This is a genomic window from Acetobacteraceae bacterium, assembly GCA_004843345.1.
Classification (GTDB): domain Bacteria; phylum Pseudomonadota; class Alphaproteobacteria; order Acetobacterales; family Acetobacteraceae.
On the sequence record CP039460.1, the window covers coordinates 1,903,454 to 1,922,756 of the forward strand.

The 19,303-nt window shown below is 41.7% G+C and carries 19 protein-coding genes and 1 pseudogene; 13 read left to right on the top strand and 7 right to left on the bottom strand.

The window, feature by feature from the left end:
- Nucleotides 1–52: 52 nt before the first annotated feature.
- Together xth and FAI40_09295 are read right to left on the bottom strand one after the other, a co-directional pair.
- Nucleotides 53–850 (bottom strand): exodeoxyribonuclease III, encoded by a 798-nt coding sequence (gene xth, locus FAI40_09290; protein QCE35506.1) that lies wholly within the window; start codon nt 848–850, stop codon nt 53–55.
- Nucleotides 851–902: 52 nt separating this feature from the next.
- Complete coding sequence (locus FAI40_09295; GenBank protein ID QCE35507.1) at nt 903–1,262, bottom strand: iron-sulfur cluster assembly accessory protein; 360 nt, start codon at nt 1,260–1,262, stop codon at nt 903–905.
- Nucleotides 1,263–1,393: 131 nt separating this feature from the next.
- Here FAI40_09295 and FAI40_09300 point away from each other — a divergent pair, with 131 nt between their 5' ends.
- The 5 genes from FAI40_09300 (at nt 1,394) to serS (ending at nt 6,953) form a co-directional block, all read left to right on the top strand.
- Nucleotides 1,394–3,208, top strand: a complete 1,815-nt coding sequence (locus FAI40_09300; GenBank protein ID QCE35508.1) for an arginine--tRNA ligase — start codon at nt 1,394–1,396, stop codon at nt 3,206–3,208.
- On the top strand, nt 3,208–4,197 hold the full coding sequence (locus tag FAI40_09305; protein ID QCE35509.1) for an SPOR domain-containing protein: 990 nt from the start codon (nt 3,208–3,210) through the stop codon (nt 4,195–4,197). The genes FAI40_09300 and FAI40_09305 overlap by 1 nt, the downstream gene beginning before the upstream one ends.
- 47 nt (nt 4,198–4,244) lie before the next feature.
- Nucleotides 4,245–4,814: a hypothetical protein gene (locus tag FAI40_09310; protein ID QCE35510.1), complete on the top strand. Its 570-nt coding sequence runs from the start codon at nt 4,245–4,247 to the stop codon at nt 4,812–4,814.
- A 74-nt stretch (nt 4,815–4,888) separates the two neighbouring features.
- Complete coding sequence (gene tatC / locus FAI40_09315; protein QCE35808.1) at nt 4,889–5,659, top strand: twin-arginine translocase subunit TatC; 771 nt, start codon at nt 4,889–4,891, stop codon at nt 5,657–5,659.
- A 31-nt stretch (nt 5,660–5,690) separates the two neighbouring features.
- Nucleotides 5,691–6,953, top strand: coding sequence for a serine--tRNA ligase (gene serS / locus FAI40_09320; GenBank protein ID QCE35511.1), 1,263 nt, complete (start codon nt 5,691–5,693; stop codon nt 6,951–6,953).
- A gap of 63 nt (nt 6,954–7,016) precedes the next feature.
- Here serS and FAI40_09325 read toward each other — a convergent pair whose 3' ends face one another.
- The 4 genes from FAI40_09325 to FAI40_09340 form a co-directional block, all read right to left on the bottom strand.
- Nucleotides 7,017–7,478 (bottom strand): hypothetical protein, encoded by a 462-nt coding sequence (locus FAI40_09325; protein ID QCE35512.1) that lies wholly within the window; start codon nt 7,476–7,478, stop codon nt 7,017–7,019.
- A 20-nt stretch (nt 7,479–7,498) separates the two neighbouring features.
- Nucleotides 7,499–8,161: a hypothetical protein gene (locus FAI40_09330; protein ID QCE35513.1), complete on the bottom strand. Its 663-nt coding sequence runs from the start codon at nt 8,159–8,161 to the stop codon at nt 7,499–7,501.
- A gap of 18 nt (nt 8,162–8,179) precedes the next feature.
- Complete coding sequence (locus tag FAI40_09335; GenBank protein QCE35514.1) at nt 8,180–8,629, bottom strand: hypothetical protein; 450 nt, start codon at nt 8,627–8,629, stop codon at nt 8,180–8,182.
- 82 nt (nt 8,630–8,711) lie between these two features.
- Entirely contained in the window at nt 8,712–11,018 is a 2,307-nt protein-coding gene (locus FAI40_09340; GenBank protein QCE35809.1) for an RNA helicase, read from the bottom strand.
- 386 nt (nt 11,019–11,404) lie between these two features.
- Here FAI40_09340 and FAI40_09345 point away from each other — a divergent pair, with 386 nt between their 5' ends.
- The 3 genes from FAI40_09345 (at nt 11,405) to FAI40_09355 (ending at nt 14,693) form a co-directional block, all read left to right on the top strand.
- Nucleotides 11,405–12,313, top strand: a complete 909-nt coding sequence (locus FAI40_09345) for a ferredoxin--NADP reductase (protein QCE35515.1) — start codon at nt 11,405–11,407, stop codon at nt 12,311–12,313.
- Between the two features lie 23 nt (nt 12,314–12,336).
- The gene (locus FAI40_09350) at nt 12,337–13,761 is read left to right on the top strand and encodes a glutathione-disulfide reductase (protein ID QCE35516.1); all 1,425 of its coding nucleotides are present in this window, start codon (nt 12,337–12,339) and stop codon (nt 13,759–13,761) included.
- Nucleotides 13,762–13,850: 89 nt separating this feature from the next.
- On the top strand, nt 13,851–14,693 hold the full coding sequence (locus FAI40_09355; protein QCE35810.1) for a DMT family transporter: 843 nt from the start codon (nt 13,851–13,853) through the stop codon (nt 14,691–14,693).
- Here FAI40_09355 and FAI40_09360 read toward each other — a convergent pair.
- On the bottom strand, nt 14,690–15,121 hold the full coding sequence (locus tag FAI40_09360; GenBank protein ID QCE35517.1) for a hypothetical protein: 432 nt from the start codon (nt 15,119–15,121) through the stop codon (nt 14,690–14,692). The genes FAI40_09355 and FAI40_09360 overlap by 4 nt on opposite strands.
- Nucleotides 15,122–15,348: 227 nt before the next feature.
- On the opposite strand from FAI40_09360, the gene FAI40_09365 reads away from it, so the two are divergent.
- From FAI40_09365 to FAI40_09385, 5 genes and pseudogenes are all read left to right on the top strand, one after another.
- Complete coding sequence (locus tag FAI40_09365) at nt 15,349–16,500, top strand: nicotinate phosphoribosyltransferase (GenBank protein ID QCE35811.1); 1,152 nt, start codon at nt 15,349–15,351, stop codon at nt 16,498–16,500.
- Between the two features lie 50 nt (nt 16,501–16,550).
- Nucleotides 16,551–16,889, top strand: a pseudogene (locus tag FAI40_09370) (hypothetical protein).
- A 122-nt stretch (nt 16,890–17,011) separates the two neighbouring features.
- Entirely contained in the window at nt 17,012–18,352 is a 1,341-nt protein-coding gene (locus FAI40_09375; GenBank protein ID QCE35518.1) for a glutamate--tRNA ligase, read from the top strand.
- A 3-nt stretch (nt 18,353–18,355) separates the two neighbouring features.
- The gene (locus tag FAI40_09380) at nt 18,356–18,775 is read left to right on the top strand and encodes an antibiotic biosynthesis monooxygenase (protein QCE35519.1); all 420 of its coding nucleotides are present in this window, start codon (nt 18,356–18,358) and stop codon (nt 18,773–18,775) included.
- A gap of 204 nt (nt 18,776–18,979) precedes the next feature.
- Nucleotides 18,980–19,279 carry an antibiotic biosynthesis monooxygenase gene (locus FAI40_09385; protein QCE35520.1) on the top strand — a complete coding sequence of 100 codons (300 nt, stop codon included), beginning with the start codon at nt 18,980–18,982 and terminating at the stop codon, nt 19,277–19,279.
- The last annotated feature ends 24 nt before the right edge of the window (nt 19,280–19,303 follow it).

Below are 19,303 nucleotides of genomic sequence, written 5' to 3' on the forward strand. Positions count from 1 at the left end.
TTTCTACATTTGTAGAAAAATTAAGAAAGTAAGCGCTTAAAATTGTAAATGATCATTTCATAACTGAAGGAAATTCAATAACAAGGGGAGCGTGGTCAGAAGGTTTTTCTTTGCTACGCTCCTCAATATCAATCCAAGCTTTTTCTAAATCCTCTGCTAGTTTTGGTGTCAGCAGGGCGTGATCAATTCTCAAACCGTTACCTTTTTGGAAAGCGCCCCCTTGGTAATCAAAAAAACTATATTCAATGTCATTCGGATGTAAGGCTCTGAGAGCATCTGTAAGGCCAAGCCATTCAAGGCTTCTAAAGCCTGCCAAAGATTTTGGGTGAAGCAGGGCATCTGTTTGGGATAAAGTACCTTTTGCGTAATCTTTTTCTGAGGGGCAGACATTAAAATCCCCTAAAAAAATGAATTGTTTTTCTTTTTTAATGAGTTCTTTGCCTCTTAATCTAAGAGCCTCAAAAAAATCAAATTTTTGCTGAAGGCCTATGTCCCCATTACTATTGCCATTTGGCAAGTAAAGGTTTCCGAGAGTGATCTCTCCTAAAGGCGTTTCAAGTTCCCCTTCGAGGTAGCGTGCGCCAGATTCATCTTGTCCGTCTAGACCTTTTTTAAGATTTTTAAGAGGAGAACGGCTGATAATCACAACGCCGTTATAGGCTTTTTGCCCTAAGATAGCAGTGTAAAAGCCCTCTTTTTCAAAACAATCTGGAAATTGCTCATTTTCGCATTTGATTTCCTGTAATCCCACAGCCAAACATTCAGGATGTCTTTTGAGCCAATCCAGCACAAGATGCGAGCGGGCACGGATTGAATTGATATTCCAAGAAGCGAGTGAAAAAGAGGACATGTTCTGCCGTTGATACGTTTGAGAGATTTAAAAGCCGATTATGGAGAAGGGGTTAGTCATCCTCATCTTCAGGGAGGGAAAAGCTATTGCCACAACCGCAGCAGGAAGCCGCATTTGGATTTTTAATTTTAAAATGTGCTCCCATGAGTTCATCTTCGTACTGAAGTTCGCTTCCTTTGATAAGGTCGAGACTTAGTTTATCAATGAGGACAATAGCCCCGTCTTCTTCAAAAATAATATCTTCTTCGGGATTGGCTTTATCAATCGAAAATTTATATTGATAGCCGTTGCATCCACCTGCATCAACGAGAATACGCACCCCTGATTTCTGTCCTTCAACCGTTTTTTCATCGGATAGGATTTCAGAAATGCGTTTTTTTGCACCAGAAGAAATTAAAAAATCATGTGTCATGAGAAATATACGCCGTAAAAATGATATTATGTCTAAGTTATATAGAATAGGACGAAAGTTTCCGCTAAAAAAGAATTACTTTATAAAATAAAAATCTAGCTAAAACAGATTGGGTAAAATAGGAAAACGGAATGATTCAAGAGGTAAAGACAACTCCAGCTTTGGACATTACGAAAAATGGCGACTTATTGGGGGCTGCAAAGAAAGTCATTTGCGATGTTTTGGCTGAAAAGTTAGCGTTGCCAGAGGAAATTCTTTCCCGTGTTGAATTAACCCTTTCCAGAGATGCTGCGCATGGAGATTTGTCAACAAATGCGGCAATGATTGCCGCACGGCCTCTAAAAACAGCCCCTAAAGTTTTGGCGTCTAAAATTGTTGAAGCGCTGCGAGACCATAAGGCTTTCACGAAAATTGAGGTCGCAGGGCCGGGCTTTATCAATTTTACCCTTGATCCAGATATTCTACGCCAAGTGATTCCAGCCGTGCTTTCTTTGGGTTCTGAACAATGGGGAAGATCCACGTTAGGTGCTGGCAAAAAAGTAAATATCGAGTATGTTTCTGCAAATCCAACAGGTCCTTTGCATGTTGGGCATTGTCGTGGCTCTGTTGTTGGAGATGCTTTGGCAGGCGTTTTCGAGCGTGCAGGTTATGATGTCACACGGGAATATTACATTAATGATGCTGGAAATCAGGTAAAGGCTTTGGCTTGGGCCTCTTATTGGCGCTATCTTGAGGCCATTGGCAAGGCTGTTCCTGCTGAAGAATTTACACAGCATGCTCCTGGTGGTCTGCAATATCAGGGAGAATATCTCAAACCTGTTGGCGAGGCCTTGAAAGAAGAATTCGGAGAGAGTCTGATTAAAGACGGTCTCTTGACCCCATCAAAGGAAACCATTGCCATGATCCGCAAAAAAGCGGTTGCCATGATGATGGACGATATTAAAAATGATCTAGAAGCGCTGGGCATTCATCACGAAATTTTCACGAGTGAAGCTGCCATTTTTGAAGAAGGAAAAGTTGATAAAACAATTGCTTCTCTCGAAGCTAAAGGCCTTGTTTATGAAGGAACGCTTCCGCCACCAAAAGGGAAACTTCCAGATGATTGGGAAGAGCGTCCACAAAGGCTTTTCCGTTCAACAGATTTCGGAGATGATGTTGATAGGGCGCTCAAGAAAAGCGATGGTACAAATACTTATTTTGCAAATGACTTAGGCTACCATGCAGATAAGGCCTCTCGTGCAGATATGATGATTGACGTTTGGGGCGCAGATCATGGAGGCTATGTTTCCCGTTTAAAATCTGGAGTGAAAGCTTTTACAGACAAGCCTGTTGCGTTTGAAGTATTGCTTTGCCAGATTGTGCGTATTTTAAAAGATGGTGAACCTTTTAAAATGTCGAAACGTGCGGGCACATTTGTGACGGTTAGGGACTTGTTGGGTGAGGTGGATAAGGACGCTGTGCGCTTTACCATCCTTACCCGAAAAGCAGATGCGCAGATGGATTTTGATCTTGATTTGGCAGTTGCACAAAGCAGAGACAATCCTGTTTTTTATGTGCAATATGCGCATGCAAGATGCTGTTCTGTTTTAAGAATGGCGCAGGAGAAGTTTAAAGAAGCAGAAACGGTTTCTTTGGCAGATGTTGATTTATCTTCTTTGACTTCACAGGAAGAGCTTGGGATCATTCGTAGAGTGGCAGAATTTCCAAAGGTGGTTGAGGCTTCCGCCCAACATCGTGAGCCACATCGCATTGCAACTTACTGCATGCAGTTAGCAAGTGATTTTCATGCTCTTTGGAATAAAGGTAACGATCAGCTGGAATTACGTTTTATTCAAGAAGATAAAGGAGCAACTTTTGCTCGTTTAGCCTTGGTGAAAACAATTGCAGAAACGATTAAAGCAGCTTTGTCTGTAATAGGGGTGGATGCCCGTGAGGAAATGCGCTGATGAATGACCATAATTTTGATCAGGAAGATTATCCGCCTCATGGTTATGAGACAGATTATGATGCCTATCCTCGTGCGCCTTTGAGCGGCACGGAAGGGCGTTCAGGTTTTCTGGGAAAAATGGGTTTTTCAAATTCAGGAGGGCTTTGGCGTCTTCTTGGTGTTGGGTTTATTCTTCTGGCTTTAATTGTACTGGGTTTTACGGTTTGGCGCTTTGTAAATACGTCTCATAAAGATTTGATTCCGGTTATTGCGCCTCCTTCTGGACCGGAGCGTGAACGGCCAGAAGATCCTGGTGGGTTACAGATTGATGATTTTGGCAGTATGGAGGAAGAAGATCAGGAGAAAAATGTACGTTTAGCACCGCCACCAGAGACGCCAGATCGTCATCTTTTGGAAGAACAGCACGAGGCCTTTGAGCGTCATCGTCTCGAAGAGGAAAAACAGGCACAACTTCAGAAAGAAAGAGAAGAAAAGGTAGCGGAAGAAGCGAAGGCAAAAAAAGAAGAGAAGCTTTCTGCACGAGAAAAAGCAAAATCCCATTCAAAATCGTCACTCTCTGATGGGGGTGTGAAAGAAAAAGCTAAAGAGGATGTCAAACCTGAAGCCATTGTACCTGAAGAAACAGCAGGGGATAGCAGCTTTGATTTAGATGCAAGAATGTCCAGCCTCTCTTCTGAAAATAAATCCCATAAAAAACAGTCTATCGCTGATTCTTCTAAAGTTCTCTCTCAGCAGGTAAATGCAGGACATTATGAAATTCAAATTGCAGCTTATAAAACAGAGGATGAAGCCCTTTCAAAATGGCAAGATTTCTTAAATAAGGATGCAGAAGATTTTCAGTCTCACAATCCTGTTGTCATAGAGGTGCAAACAAAGCACGGCTCTTTATACCGTCTTAGAACGGGAGGTTTTTCATCATCAGATGAAGCAAAGGCTTTTTGTGCTTCTATAAAATCTTTTAATATTCCTTGTAATCCTGTCGGCTAGAGCCTTAGTGGTTATCTGTTAAATTTTTTGTTGATAGGAAGATAGATATGTTCGGTCTTAGCTGGGCTGAAATGTTAGTTATTGCGATAGTGACTTTGGTGCTTGTTGGTCCACAAGATATTCCAAAAGTGATTAAGGCGATTTCTCAAGCCTTTAATATGGCGCAAAAAATGGCAGCAGAATTTAAAATGCATGTCGCAGAATTGGCTCGGGAAGTGGATGTTCATGAGCTTTCTAAAGACTTAGATAAGCATTTAGAATTGCCAAAATTGGACATTGAAAAGCGTATCACAGACACAGTTGACTCAGATCATCAGATTAGGAGTAGTTTTTCTCCAGACTATCAGAATGATCGTTTTGAAGAAAAAGTGCCAACGAATCAAAAAGACCTCGCTTTGGTAGAGGAAAAAGTTCCAGAGCGACGTCGTGAAATGTGGGAAGAGCCAGAAAATATCGTTTTGTTAGAGAAAGTACCTTCCTTACTGCCCCCACGTATTGCGTTGCGTTTGGCTGAGGAACAAAAGGAATGGCTTAGGCCATCTGTTATTCCACCTATGGTCGCTTTACATGATGGAAGGCGTGCTGTTGTCGCCGCCGAAATAGGTGCAAGAGAGTAAATAGCGATGGGTAAATTTTAAAATCTATGTCATTAGGAAAAAAACAAAAAGTGGAGAAAGACCCTACCGGAACGATGCCCTTGATGGAACATTTGAGGGAATTGCGTCGCCGTATTATTTGGTCCTTGGCCGTATTTTTAATTTCGTTTGGCCTTTGCTACCATTTTTCTGCTGAGATTTATAAGTTTTTGGCTGAGCCTCTTATGCAGGTCATGAGGGAGCAGGGGGTGGCTGATCCGCATCTGATTTCAACGGATTTAACAGAAGGGTTTTTCACCTATATTCGTGTTGCGATGTTCGGTGCGCTGTTTCTTTCATTTCCTTTTTTAGCCATTCAGATGTGGATGTTTATTGCGCCAGGTTTGTATAAAAGTGAAAAAAGGGCGTTTTTCCCTTTTTTAATTGTAACGCCTATCCTTTTTATTTTGGGTGGGGCTTTGGCATATTATGGGATTATCCCTTATGCATGGCGCTTTTTCCTCTCTTTTCAACAAGGCGCAGATACAGGGGTTGGCATTAAGCTCGAGGCCAAAATCTCTGAATATCTTTCATTGGTTATGAAACTGATTTTTGCTTTTGGCTGTTGTTTTGAGTTGCCTGTTGGTTTGACTCTGATGGTAAGGGCAGGTCTTGTCACAGTACAGCAATTGATTTCTTGGCGGCGTTATGCCTATGTTGCCGCATTTGCACTGGCGGCAGTCTTAGCCCCTCCAGATGCGATTACAATGATAGGGTTGGCCATTCCTTTGCTTGGTTTATATGAAGTTTCAATTATTGCTTCTAAAATTATGCTGAGAAAGAAAAAGCACGAAGACGAAGAAGTTCAAACAGATACAGAAAATTGAGATTAAATTAAGATAGAGATAGGTTTATAATATGCATGATATTCGTTTCATTCGTGAAAATCCGGAGGAATTTGATCGTCAGCTTTCTCGGCGTGGCATTGCACCGATATCTGAAGAAATTTTAGAAATTGATTCAGAATGGCGAAAATTGACGGCTGAAACGCAGGAATTCCAGTCCAAGAGGAAGAGTATTTCCAAAGAAATTGGGTTGTGCAAGCGTCAGAAACAGCCCAGTGATCATTTAGAAGCTGAAGTTCTTCAGCTTAAAAAATCATTAGAACTCTCGGAGGAAAAAGCCAAAGAAGAAGCTTCTAAACTGCAAGCTATTTTAGAAACTATTCCTAATTTGCTCTCAGAAGAAGTGCCAGAAGGAAAAGGGGAAGAAGAAAACCAAATTGTCCACGAATGGGGGAAAAAACCAGATTTTTCTTTTGAGCCTAGGCAGCATTTTGATCTAGGAGAAAAATTGGGGCAGATGGATTTTCCAACGGCAACAAAAATTTCAGGTGCCCGATTTACAATCCTTCGTGGTGGTTTAGCGCGTTTAGAACGTGCATTGGGACAATTTATGTTGGATTTGCACACCCAAAAATTTGGCTTTGAAGAAACAAGCGTGCCTATTCTCGTTAATGAGGAGGCGATGTATGGCACAGATAAGTTACCAAAATTTGCGGAGGAATCTTTTCAAACAACCGATGGAAGATGGTTAATTCCAACAGGTGAAGTCTCTTTAACAGCGATGCAGGCAGAAGAAATTATTCCAGAAGAAAAACTCCCTTTGCGAATGACGGCTTTAACAGCTTGCTTCCGCTCTGAGGCTGGAGCTGCTGGGCGAGATGTTCGTGGGATGATTCGTCAGCACCAATTTGTAAAATGTGAACTTGTCGCTGTTACAAAACCTGAAGAGAGCGATGCTGAGCATGAGCGTTTGACCAGAGCTTCTGAAACTGTTTTGGAGCTATTGGAATTGCCATATCGTCGTATGTTGTTGTGTGCAGGGGATACAGGCTTTGGATCTACTAAGACATGGGATTTAGAGGTTTGGCTCCCAGGAGCGAAAGCGTGGCGTGAAATTTCTTCTTGTTCCAATACAAAAGAGTTTCAGGCGAGACGAATGAATGCGCGTTACCGCTCTCAAGAAGGCTTAAAGTTCGTCCATACATTGAATGGATCAGGCCTTGCTGTCGGGCGTACCCTTGTTGCTGTTATGGAAAATTATCAGACAGAAGAGGGGCATATTCGTGTGCCGAAAGCGCTTCTGCCTTATATGGGTGGCTTGGAGATTATTTCTTAATAAAGAAGAGATGGCGAAAAAAAAGGGGCAAAAAAGCCCCTTTTTATAAATATAACGGATGTATTAGTTTGCGGAACTCTGAGGAAGAATAGGAAGAACGGAACCACCATTTGTAGAGTAAATATCCATTCGGCTTCTGCCTTTATTAAAGGAGCCAGCAACAGAATCTGTCGTTGTTTTGCTGTTTTGCGTTTGCTGATTCTCAAAGGCAATATCTGCTTTTTGTTTATCTAAAACAGCTTTTTGCTGGTTAAGGGCAAGACGATCACTTTCAAGTGCCATATTTTTACGCTCTAAATCAGCTTCCCATGCTGGTGGCGTGATAGAATTGCGAATGGCATCATTCTGACGTTGTAGTTCCATCATGCCGTCCAGAGAGCCTTGTCCTTGTATCTGTTGTGTCTCATTGGCAAGATGACGTACATGATGGCCGACTTTATGTCGAGCATAAGCTGTCGAGGATAAGAGAGAAAATGAAAGGGCGATTGTAACGCTTCCTAAGCAAAATTTAGAAAAGATTTTCATGATTGGGTTATCCTGCTGTCTTAGTCGTTGGCATAAGTTTGTGGTTTTGGCCAATTTTGCTGGCTTTGTAAGCGCATCGCTTGTTGGACAGGAGATGATGTCACATTATTTTGCCAGTTCGAAGAGGCAGGAGCTGCTGATCCGGCCTGTTGGGGTGCATATTGAGCAGAAGATGCTGCCGGCGGAGGGGATGCAGGTGGTACGGCAGCATCTTGTTCCGCTAGTCTTGTTGCTGCTTTACCGCCTTTATGTTTTTTCTCGTTCGCAATTCTGAGGCATTCGTCAAAGTTATTGGGTTGAATTTTTGTTTGCCCATCAATCAGCACAGCATAAGCTGTACCTGTTTTAAATTCGCAAGGTTTCGCAATTTCAATCGCACTTTGAATTTGAGGATTGTTAGGATCTTGATAAGAAATGACGAGAGACTGTGGGTGGAGTTGGGGAGATTCAAAAATTCCAATTAAGCCATCAGCATCTTTGTTTGTGTTCGTGACACGGGCACGGGAAGCCATTAGTGAAAGAATAGTCACTAAACGTCCCTCAGAAGAACGGTTCAATTGATCCTGTCCAAATGTTGTTGGTTTGAGATCTTCAACAGGTGTATAGCACCCTGAAAGTAAGGATAAACTTGCGATTGAAGAAAAGAGTGCGCCAGTTTTAAGAAAGCGTAAGTTAAAAGTCATTGAGTATTATCCTTGGTTTTATTGCGCATTATCGAGCATTTTTTGCGCCGCATTTCTTACAGCGTTTGCAGATACAAGCCATTTATCATGTATTTTTGATTTCGGAGCGGCTTGGATTTGCTTGATTTGTTCATCAAGTGCGGAGAGGTTGTCACTTAGGGCTTCTTTATGCGTTGAAATTTCATCTGCGCTTGCTTGGCCTTTTTTATGGGCATTTGCAGATGTCTTTAGGGATTTTTGTCCCTCTTTAACTTGAGATATAGCACTTTCTAAGGCACTCTTTAGAGCATCATCTGTCGGTATTTTTTTTGCAATTTCGGGTTGAATGTCTGAGGCATGAGGAACATCTGCAAGGCTTGCATCGGCAGCAAAGCTCTGAGCTGGCAGTGAAAAAAGAGCAAAAGAAGCGATTAAAGCACTGGAAGTCAAGAAAGTGGCTTTCTTAAAGCGCAGAAGAGAAAAAGACATAAAAACCTCAAAAAATCAAAAAGAAGACGATTACTTCATTATAGTTCAGAATATACATTTCTTTTTCATTGCAAAAAAGTCTTCATCTTTTCGGGTGTTTTTTTAAGCTGTTTTTTTGCTTTGAACGGGATGAGGCTGATTTCTGGCTATGCTCGTTTTTGCGTTTTGTATGATGTTTTTTGTGAGAGGCCTGTTTATGCGAGTGATGCTTATTTTTACCTCGCATTTGGCTTTGGGTGCGTAAGACCTGTTCAATCCAATCATTAAGCATTTTTGCATTTTTTTCTGCTTGTGGAAGGTCGGCGTAGATTTCAGGAAAACGCATGGCTAACCAGCGCCAGCTGACCAGTCTTCTATGGCGTTTTTCTGCTTGTTCAAGTTCTTCTCGTGATGTTTGAAGTGGATTAGGCAGGCGACCAGTTCCAGGTGGTGTGATTTGTTCACGGCGAGAATGGTATGAGGCCCATTCGACAAGGCGAGTAATCCCTTTATCTTGAATTTGAATAGGACACATGGCGTAAGTCCAACGTGTATTCAAGTCAAGATTTTCAACGCCTTCAAGCGCAGCCGCAATTTCCAGCGCCTGATCCATATTCGCCAACCTGTAATTTGGATCATTAGGCTGTAAGACCGCACGTTGAAGTCGACTTAATGTCCCATAGAGGCTGTCTGTGCCAACTTCTCTTGCAACCATGTGAATGATATCAGAATCTGGCTGAACTTGTGGGCGGGTGTCTTTGATAGGATCTGGTGGCGCAAGAAGAGCTGCATGTATCCTTGAAGGGCTTCCAGCGCCCTCTAAAACGCACACCAGTCCTTTTTCATGCCTTCCAAAACGTCCGGCTCTTCCGCCGATTTGCTTGATTTCTTGATTATTGAGAGGACGAACATCACGTCCATCAAATTTTTGGAGCGCACTAAAAATAACACGGCGGATGGAGAGATTGAGTCCCATGCCAATTGCATCTGTTGCAATTAGAATGTCGGCTTTCCCTGCGTTGAAGCGCGCAGCTTCTGCGCAACGAACCTCAGGACTCAGAGCCCCATAAATAACTGCAACCTTACGTCCAAGAGACATAAGTTCCGCACGGAGATCTAGAACTTCTCTGCGCGAAAATGCAATAAGGGCATCTCCTTTACGAAGCTTGTCTAAAGAGAGCACAGGACCTGTTTCTAGAGGACTTTTACGTTTTAGGTGCATTTCGGAGACTTCATCTCCGCAAAGTTCAGCAATACGCTTTACCATAGGAATACAGTCTGGAGCGCCAAGAACGAAAATTTCTCTTGCAGGTGTACCCATGATCGCTGCCGTCCAAGCTGCGCCTCTATCAGGATCTGTGAGCATTTGCGCTTCATCAATGACGGCAACATCGACAGGGTGATGAAGGGGGCACATTTCTACGGTTGCGGCTAAATGACGGGCGTTTGAATCGATGAGTCGTTCTTCTCCTGTTGTCAGGGAAGTTTTTATGCCTTGGGAAAGGAGGGAATCATAAAACTCATGCGCAAGCAGGCGTAAAGGCGCTAAAGCCATACCACTTTCTGCCTTTGTTAGTGCTTTTAGGGCTGCGTATGATTTTCCAGAATTTGTTGGCCCGGTAATAATTGTAATATGCCGCTTCATTGCACGAGCTGTTTTGAAGTGTGCAGCGAACTTGTCTAAAGCAGCGACTTTGGCAATTGCAGCATTGCCTTCACGGCTTCCGCGGGGAACAATTGGAAGCTCATGAGGCTTTTTATATTGTGGAGATTCGTCACGCCGCCATTCAAAGACAGATTTTTTGAGACGAGAAAGAAGTTTTGGATCAAAAAGATAAATCTCGATGCCATTTTTTTCTTCTCTTTTTGTCGGAACAAGGCGTTTTTCAGCAATCCAACGGAGAGCTTCACGTCTGCTACAATGAAGGATTTTAGGCAAGTCTTCGAATGGAACAAGACTTTCTTCCCATTTTTGAATTTTTTCTAATTCACGCAGACGGTTTATTTCAGCACGTTCTTTAATTTGCTGTTGGTTTTTAAGTCGTTTTTCTTCTTGTTTTGCTAGAGATTTTGCAAAATTTGTATTTTTTTCTCCGAGCGCTTCCCCGATAGAAAGTGCAAGCATTTCAATTTGGATCGGAGAGAGAAAAATACCCTTTTCTTGTAATTCTTCTGTTGTGTCTTGCAAAATTTGAAGGGGAGAGAGACCCATTTTCTTCCAATTTTTTGCCATCATATCAAATAATGTATGGCGAAGTTCAGCATCAGAAATATTTAAACGGGAAATGGATTTTGCCGCCTTGGTTGTATTTTGAAAACTGATCCAAAGATGTCCATTTGATTGACATTCATGGAAGAGTTTTTCTGCCCATTTTTTCTGTCGGAGATGAAGGAGTGTCTCTTGAACCATAGAGGCGCATTGTTGATCATCAGGTACATTTTCTTCAGCTCTATGTTTTAGAATCTCAATGAGAAGATTTTTCTCTGAAGACTCAATAAAAGACAAAGAATCCTTTTCGCTGAAAGTTGTTTCTCCGTATGTTTTTGCTTTTTCTAAGACAGATTGTGCAAAATCTAGGGATGTATTTGCAGAAACATCGAAGATGTTCTCGTTTTCATTAGAAAGAGGATTTTTTGTATTCATAAGCTATAGTGATCTATTCTTTATAGAGACGCAATGAGAATTAAGGATTATTAGAGGAAATAGAAGATGTGAGGGTAGAAGATTTTCTTTCTTTCTCGTAAGTTCTTCGTATTTTGAGATAATTATTTTAAATAAATCTGCTGGAGTTTTCGATGAATTTTACACCTTTTCCAGAACATGCCGCGCCGACACCTTCTGAAGAGAAGGCACTAACGGGGTTGGTTTCACTTTCAAATGAAGGGAATGCGATTGAAAATCAATGGCATCTGGCAGAACCTTCTAAAGAGTATGCCCATCTTTATCCAGCTAAAGTTTTAAAAGTTCATCATTGGACGAAGCGTCTTTTTAGTTTCATTACAACCCGTGATCCAGGACTTCGTTTTAAAAATGGTCAATTTACGATGATTGGCTTGGAGGTTGAAGGGAAGCCTTTGCTACGTGCGTATTCCATTGTATCAGCGAATTATGAAGATTTTATGGAGTTCCTGTCGATTGCAGTTCCGGAGGGCCCTTTAACATCTCGGCTGCGTCACGTGAAGGAAGGAGATACTGTTTTGATTGGTCGTAAGCCAGTCGGGACTCTTTTATTGGATAATTTGCGTCCAGGACGTAATCTTTATTTTTTCTCAACTGGGACGGGACTAGCACCTTTTATGAGCTTGATTAAAGATCCTGAAGCTTATGCACGTTATGAAAATATTATTTTAACGCATACGGTACGTGAAAAAGATGAATTAGCTTATCGTCATTTTATTGAAGAAACATTGCCTAAGCATGAATTTCTGGGAGAAGAAGTTGCGCAAAAACTTCGTTATTACCCTTCGGTTACCCGTGAAGAATTTCACAATCAAGAACGTATTACGACTTTAATTAAAAATGGTCGTTTATGGAAAGATTTAGAACTAGATCCTCTTGATCCTAAACATGATAGAGCCATGATTTGCGGATCTCCTGAAATGTTAGCTGATACAGAAAATCTCTTAATTGAAAGAGGATTCGACGAGGGCAATAATAACCACCAGGGGGCTTATGTCGTCGAAAAGGCGTTTGCCGAACGCTAATTTCCTTTAAGGATGGGGGAACCATGAAAAATTTTGATTGTATTGTGATCGGTGGAGGGTCTGGTGGCGTTCGCTTTGCAAGGATTGCCGCCCAACGGGGAGCAAAGGTTGCAATCCTTGAAGAAAGACATTGGGGAGGCACTTGTGTTAACATAGGGTGTGTCCCTAAGAAGCTCATGGTTTATGGGGCCGCTTTTCCTCATTTTCTTGAATCTGCTAAAGTCTACGGTTGGAATTTTAAGAGTGAAGGGTTGGATTTTGGGCATTTCCAAGCCTTAAGAAACGCTGAAATTTCTCGGTTAGAAAAAATTTATGCGACCAATCTAGAAAAAGCAGGCGTTACTTTGATTGAAGGTCATGCTTCTTTTGTGGATAAGAAAATTATTGACGTTTCTCCCTCTCCTTTATCCCCCAATGCAGAAAAAATGTCTTTGACAGCGCCCATAATTGTGATTGCGGTCGGCGGCGAAGCGATGCGTCCTAAAATTGAAGGTGCAGAGCTTGGATTGATTTCAGATGATATGTTTGCTTTGGAGTGCCTGCCTAAGCGCTTAGCTGTTGTGGGAGGAGGCTATATTGGTCTCGAATTTGCAGGGATTATTGCAGGGTATGGTTCAAAGGTAGATTTGATTTATCGGCAAGATTTGCCTCTTCGTGGTTTTGATGAGGAAATTCGTCAAGAAGTTGCAAAACGTATCCCTCTTTTTGATATTAACGTTCATGCAGGTCATTCCCCAAAAATTCTTCAAAAGACAGAAGAAGGCTTTCGTTTGATTTGTGATGGGAATTTGGAAATTGAAACAGATGCAGTTCTTTTTGCGACTGGCAGACGTCCAAATTTAGATCATTTAGGCTTAGAAAAAACAGAGATTCAGCGTTCCATAGATGGTTATCATCTTAGAGAAGGCGAAGAGGAATATACAACGACTCAAGAAGGCGTTTATGCAATTGGGGATGTTTTAGATAAAGTTAATCTGACGCCGTTTGCTTTGGCCCAAGGGCAGTCTTTAGCAGAAAAACTCTTTCCGGATACAGCTAAAAAACAACGTCATTGGAACTTTAGTATTGTTCCAAAAGCGGTTTTTTTCTCAGCAAATATTTCTTGCGTTGGACTTTCTGAAGAAGAGGCTGCGGAGCAGGAAGATCTTCATATTTTCACGAGTCAGTTTACACCACTGTTTGCTTCTCTGGAAAAAGGACAGCTGAAAGAAAGAGAGAAAATCTTCATTAAAATTATTGTGAGTGTAAAAACAGACTGTGTTTTAGGAGCGAGCATGATTGGAAAAGATGCTGCTGAGATTATTCAAATGATGGCAGTATGTGTAGCGAATAAAATGACAAAGGCAGAACTGGACGCAACGCTTGCACTACATCCTACGACGGCAGAGGAGTTGGTTACTTTGACATCTAAGCCACGCTTTGTGTTAAAAAAAACAGGATTAATTTAACTATTAATTTTTGGCGTTAAGTGTAGGGCGTTTTTGTGGCAAAAATAAGCGGTTTATCTTTGCAAGAAATAAGCTTGCTCTTTATCACAATGATTTGGGGCTCTTCTTATTGTGTTATGCAAGTTGGGTTAGAGCATTGTCCAGCAATGTTTTTTGTTGCAGCCCGATTTTTACTTGGCGGTATTTTAACTGCCTTCATTTTTTTTCGTTCTGTATTGCAAATAACGAGAAAAGACCTTGTTGCGGGATTTATTACAGGGAGTATGGCTTTTCTGGGGCAGGCTTTGCAAACTGTCGGTCTCGAAACAATTACTGTTAGTCAATCTGCTTTTTTGACGGCTTTATATGTTCCTCTAGTCCCTCTTTTTCAGTGGATCGTTTTTAGAAAACCTATTGGCATTTTCTCTTTATTAGGTGTTCTATTCGCTTTTGCTGGACTTGTTATTATTTCAATGCCCACAGGGGCGAAGTTTTCTTTAGGGATTGGGGATATTCTGACGCTTTTATCGGCTGTCGCAATTGCTTTTGAGATTGTGCTTATCAGTAAATTTAGCAAAGGTGTTTCTATTGTCAATTTCGCCATTATACAACTTCTTGTTTGTGGTGGGTGGGGAATTGCAGCGATGCCGCCTATGGGAGAAGCTTTTCCAGCTGTTTCTTTGGGATGGATTTGGCCTGTTTTGTTTCTAGGGGGAGCCAGTGTTGGTATTCAACTCGGAATGACATGGGCTCAGAAAACAATTTCGGCGTCTCGAGCTGCTGTTATTTATGCAGGAGAGCCAGTATGGGGAGCCTTTTTTGGGCGTTTGGCTGGAGATAGATTACCGTTTTCAGCGTTTGTTGGAGGCGCACTTATCGTTTTGGCGGTGCTTATTAGCGAGTGGCCATCTCCCCGAAAAAAATATGAAAAAAGAGCTGAAGTTAAGAGTTAGCCGTTATCCCAGCCGTTTGTCCTAGGCGCAACCCACCCATTACCAGTGGAGTCTCCAAGAGTTCCTTGTCCCATAGGGCTACTGTTCTGATAGTCTGTTCCAAAACGGTCTAAATTTGTACCTGTTAAGGTATCATGTTGTACATGATGTTCTGGATCAGGGCCGTATTTAAAGTCTTCCTGCACTGGAGCTACGATATATCCTCTTGGTGGTGGGTGGTGACCATAAGCGTGGATATGCTCGCCTTTATCATTTTTCTTGAGTGTATCAGCTGGTTCTGAATCTGTATCGGTAAAGGGTTTCCCAAACTCCACAGCTTGCGCATGTGCCGCTTTATTTAAAGGATTAAGCGTAAGACTTGCGCCACTAATTAAAGAAATCCCGATGAGAGAAAAAACGCGAGGACGGGAAAAGTTAAAAAGAAACATAGAATATTTTCGTTAAGAGACGATAGAATAGAGAGAATATAGTTGAGCTTCTTAAAAAATACATATTTAATCATCTTTTTCTGTATAAAAAAAGAATATGTTTAAAGAAGAAGTGTAAAATAAAATTCTGTTCAAAGATATTTTTGACGTTTGAGCAAATTAAAGTCCTAAGGTTTACTGTGACGAAGAATAAATTGATCTCCGTATTATCTGAAAAAGAATTATTGATTCGTGAGAGAGCCATCAAAAATTCGCCTTCCGTGCGTAAGGTTACTTCAAAAGAAGAAATTTCTGCTTGGACAGATAGTTATTTTAATCGAACCTCTGAAATTGTTCAGAATTATGGAGATGTTCAAGTTACTTATGCGTTTTTTTTAAGGCGTCCAAGTTTGTCAGCTTGTTCTTTAGCATTGGAATGGCTGAAAAACGTTTCCGAAGTTCAAGGATTTTCTTATAAAATAGAGGCATTTGTCCCTGAAGGCGAATGGGTTGGCGGGGGAGATCCTCTATTTTATCTTGTTGGACCACTGCATTTTTTAGCTCCGTTAGAAACGTTGCTTTTGCAGAAAATAGGGGCAGCATGCGTTGCTGCTTATAACGCTTTTCAGTTGGCAAGTGAATTGTTACTCACGCCTTTTTTGGCAATGGATGCTCGCCATTGTGCTGGAAGTGAAATGCAGGAGATTATGGCTTATGCGGCTTCCGTTGGAAGTCTGGCAGCTAAACAAATCGGTGCAAAAGGCTTCATCGGGAGTGCAAATAATATTACAGCACCTTTTTTTGGGTGTGAAAAGGGCGTGGGCACGATGCCTCATGCCCTGATCGGATACGCAGGTTCTACTTTAGAAGCTGCAAAAATGTTTCATGAGACTTATCCAGATGAGAATTTGGTGTGTCTTGTTGATTATTTTGGAAAAGAGATCACGGACGCAATAGAGGTAGCTCAGTATTTCCCTGAGATGGTAGAACAGGGACGTTTCTGGGTACGTTTGGACACACATGGCGGGCGTTTTTTAGAGGGCTTAGATCCGCAATCTTCGTATGCTGTGATCGATCGACATATACCGCAGATTATTCGGCGTTACTGCTCTGAGAGAGAATTACAGTATCTCGTTGGGACAGGGGTTTCTGCCGCAGCTATTTGGAAGATGAGAGAAAGTTTAGATCAGGTAGGCTTGCAAAAAGTAAAAATTCTAGGGTCTTCTGGGTTTAATGCGCGAAAATGCATGGTTATGCGAGATGCTAAAGCGCCGCTAGATGCTATTGGAACAGGGTCTTTTTTGCCATCAACGTGGTCAGAGACTTATGCGACAGCTGATATCGTTGAATATGATGGGGTTAAAAAAGTAAAAATTGGAAGAGAGTTTTTATTAAGGTAAGCTGGTAAAAGCACCGTTTTAAAATGTGAGAATAAATAAAGGGATTCGTGATGGCTTCGGCTCGAGCAAAAGGTACTGAAAAATCTCAGTTGGTTGTTTATTTAAAGGATTTGTCAGGATCAGGAAATGAGCCTGAGGCTGTTGGTGGGTTTAAAACAGATACAGACGCCTTGGCTTTTGCAAGGGCTTATGTTTGCGATAGCGTGGAGCGTTGCCGTATTGCAGATGCTGTTGGAAAGCCTGTGTTGGAAAGCTGGAAGCTGTTTGGCGAAGATACAGAGGTCTTTAAGGGAGATGCGCTCGTTTGGACTTCCGAAGAGGATATTAAGCAGTTTGTAAAAGCTAAGTCACAGGATCAAGAGCGGAATTGGCGTGTATTAGATCCTCGCCATAAAAGCAATATAGTGGACTTTGATGGATGTGATTGCGGTCATGAACATGTTTGCGAGCATGAAGACGATCATGAGCATGAAGTTTTTGAAAATGATGATAATAATTTGATGGTTGGATTATGAAATTACGTTTTGCTCCTTCTCCGACAGGGCGGTTACATGTTGGAAATGCGCGTTTGGCTGTGGCAAATTATTTGTTTGCACGTCATCACAATGCAACGCTTCTTTTGCGTGTCGATGACACAGATGCAGAACGCAATAAAGATGAATATGAGCAGTCTATTCGTCATGATTTAAAATGGCTCGGCATTGATTGGGATGAGGAGGCTCGCCAGTCAGATCGTAAAGATCGTTATCAACTTGCGATTGAAAAGCTTAAGGAGACGGGGCGTCTTTATCCATGCTTTGAGGGAGAGGAGGAGTTACGTTTTAAACGTGAGCAAAAGTTAAAGGCAAATCTCCCCCCTGTTTATGATCGAGCAATGCTTTCTTTGACAGCTGAGCAGCGTAAAAAGGCAGAAGAAAACGGGAAAAAACCTTATTGGCGCTTTAAGTTATCTGATAGGGTTTGCAAATGGGATGATTTGGTCATGGGTAAGTGCCATGTGCCTTTGAGAACTGTTTCAGACCCTGTTGTTGTGCGTGAGGATGGAGAAGTCCTTTATTCACTCGCATCTATTGTGGATGATATTGAGCTAGGTGTAACGCATATTATCCGTGGGCAGGATCATGTTGGGAATACAGGTATTCAGATTGATTTGGCCGAAGCTTTAGGGGCTAAAGTCGATAGATTTACGTTTGCGCACTTTCCTTTATTGCTTGATGGAGAAGGTAAAAAATTTTCCAAACGACGAGGTGCCGATGCAAGTCTCGCAGGCCTGAGAAAAGATGGCTTTTTGCCTGAGGTAATTGTTTCTTTTTTAGCGACATTAGGTAGTTCTCAAGATGCTGTATTAAGAACTAATGAAGAAAATATAAAGATCTTCGACCTGTCAGCTATTTCGAAAGCCTCTCCACGTTTCGAGATGACACAGTTGTTATCTCTTAATCGCAAAGCTTGGCACGAAAAATCATATTCAGAAGCTAAGAAACTCTTGCCAGAGGGCGCTTCAGAGAATTTTTGGAATGCCATTCGTGGTAATATTGAGCTCGGGACAGAAATTCCGCATTGGGTAAATGTGGTTCAAGGAGAACTTGCGATTGAAGCACAAGATGGGCAAGAGGCTTTCTTTGATGCCGCTATTGCTTTACTGCCGGAGGCGCCATGGACAGAAGAAACTTGGAAAGCTTGGACCAATGCGCTTAAAGAAAGAACAGGTCAAAAAGGAAAAGCTCTTTTTCATCCTTTACGCTTAGCTTTAACAGATGAGGATTCTGGCCCTGAGATGCGCCTTTTACTGCCCTTAATTGGACGGGAAAAAGTTCTTGCTCGTCTAAAGTCTGCTCGAGGAAGTGTTTAGTTTATGAAAAAAATAATAAGGTTCGCTTTTTCTGCGCTTTTTCTGGCGACGTCAACGTCTGCTTTGTTTGTAGAAGCAGAAGCAGGACCAGTTGCGCAGAGAGAAGAGCAGCTAACAACTGTTCCAACTTCAAAATCTTTGTACGCCCAGATTACAGCTCTTCCAGGCCATGCGGATGAGGTTGCTAAACTTTTATCCGATTTGGCTAAAGAGATTCGTGCAGAAAGGGGCTGTGTTAGTTTTATGGTTTTCAGGCTGGCTGATGATCCAAATGTTTTTCATATAGATGAAACTTATTATGATGAGGCCGCTTTTCAGGCGCATATTGCGACAGAACATGGCCGTAAATTTAATGAAGCAATTAAACCGCTTGTTAAAGGTGGAAAATCTGAACTGTTTTTTGTGACTCCTGTTACTGACTAAGCAAGTTTTACCTAAAGAAAAGATTTAATTTAAAAGAAGGTGATAATGCTTGGAATTCTTTTTTGAAGAGGCGTATAAATTAAGGAGCGGCTTCTAAAGCACATGCCTCTCAGCCCTATGGCACAGAATCCGAAGGCCAATCGTTGAAGCTGGCGCCGTAAGAGTCGTTTTTTAATGCGACATAAAAATAATAAGGAGGATGTTATGACCCAGAAATCTCTTTATGCTGTGATTACGGCTTTGCCGGGAAAAGAAGAAGAAATAGCAAAGCTTTTAAAAGAGTTGGCTGTTAAGGTTCGTGCTGAAGCTGGGTGCGTTCGTTTTCTACCGTACCGTCTTGTTGAAAGCCCCCAAGTTTTTCATATTCACGAGACTTATGAAGATGAGGCTGCTTTTAAAACGCATATTTCGCAAGAGCATGGCAAAATCTTTAATGAGAAGTTAAAGTCCTTAGCCAAGGGTGGTGGTTCCGAGGTAAATTTTTTAAAAGCTGTTGTTGAATAAAACGATGTTTAGAAAGGTGTAAGC

What these genes read in the sequence shown, in the direction of transcription:
- xth (QCE35506.1), bottom strand. Translation starts at nt 850, where the DNA reads ATGTCCTCTTTTTCACTCGCTTCTTGGAATATCAATTCAATCCGTGCC.
- FAI40_09295 (QCE35507.1), bottom strand. Translation starts at nt 1,262, where the DNA reads ATGACACATGATTTTTTAATTTCTTCTGGTGCAAAAAAACGCATTTCT.
- FAI40_09300 (QCE35508.1), top strand. Translation starts at nt 1,394, where the DNA reads ATGATTCAAGAGGTAAAGACAACTCCAGCTTTGGACATTACGAAAAAT.
- FAI40_09305 (QCE35509.1), top strand. Translation starts at nt 3,208, where the DNA reads ATGAATGACCATAATTTTGATCAGGAAGATTATCCGCCTCATGGTTAT.
- FAI40_09310 (QCE35510.1), top strand. Translation starts at nt 4,245, where the DNA reads ATGTTCGGTCTTAGCTGGGCTGAAATGTTAGTTATTGCGATAGTGACT.
- tatC (QCE35808.1), top strand. Translation starts at nt 4,889, where the DNA reads ATGCCCTTGATGGAACATTTGAGGGAATTGCGTCGCCGTATTATTTGG.
- serS (QCE35511.1), top strand. Translation starts at nt 5,691, where the DNA reads ATGCATGATATTCGTTTCATTCGTGAAAATCCGGAGGAATTTGATCGT.
- FAI40_09325 (QCE35512.1), bottom strand. Translation starts at nt 7,478, where the DNA reads ATGAAAATCTTTTCTAAATTTTGCTTAGGAAGCGTTACAATCGCCCTT.
- FAI40_09330 (QCE35513.1), bottom strand. Translation starts at nt 8,161, where the DNA reads ATGACTTTTAACTTACGCTTTCTTAAAACTGGCGCACTCTTTTCTTCA.
- FAI40_09335 (QCE35514.1), bottom strand. Translation starts at nt 8,629, where the DNA reads ATGTCTTTTTCTCTTCTGCGCTTTAAGAAAGCCACTTTCTTGACTTCC.
- FAI40_09340 (QCE35809.1), bottom strand. Translation starts at nt 11,018, where the DNA reads ATGGTTCAAGAGACACTCCTTCATCTCCGACAGAAAAAATGGGCAGAA.
- FAI40_09345 (QCE35515.1), top strand. Translation starts at nt 11,405, where the DNA reads ATGAATTTTACACCTTTTCCAGAACATGCCGCGCCGACACCTTCTGAA.
- FAI40_09350 (QCE35516.1), top strand. Translation starts at nt 12,337, where the DNA reads ATGAAAAATTTTGATTGTATTGTGATCGGTGGAGGGTCTGGTGGCGTT.
- FAI40_09355 (QCE35810.1), top strand. Translation starts at nt 13,851, where the DNA reads ATGATTTGGGGCTCTTCTTATTGTGTTATGCAAGTTGGGTTAGAGCAT.
- FAI40_09360 (QCE35517.1), bottom strand. Translation starts at nt 15,121, where the DNA reads ATGTTTCTTTTTAACTTTTCCCGTCCTCGCGTTTTTTCTCTCATCGGG.
- FAI40_09375 (QCE35518.1), top strand. Translation starts at nt 17,012, where the DNA reads ATGAAATTACGTTTTGCTCCTTCTCCGACAGGGCGGTTACATGTTGGA.
- FAI40_09380 (QCE35519.1), top strand. Translation starts at nt 18,356, where the DNA reads ATGAAAAAAATAATAAGGTTCGCTTTTTCTGCGCTTTTTCTGGCGACG.
- FAI40_09385 (QCE35520.1), top strand. Translation starts at nt 18,980, where the DNA reads ATGACCCAGAAATCTCTTTATGCTGTGATTACGGCTTTGCCGGGAAAA.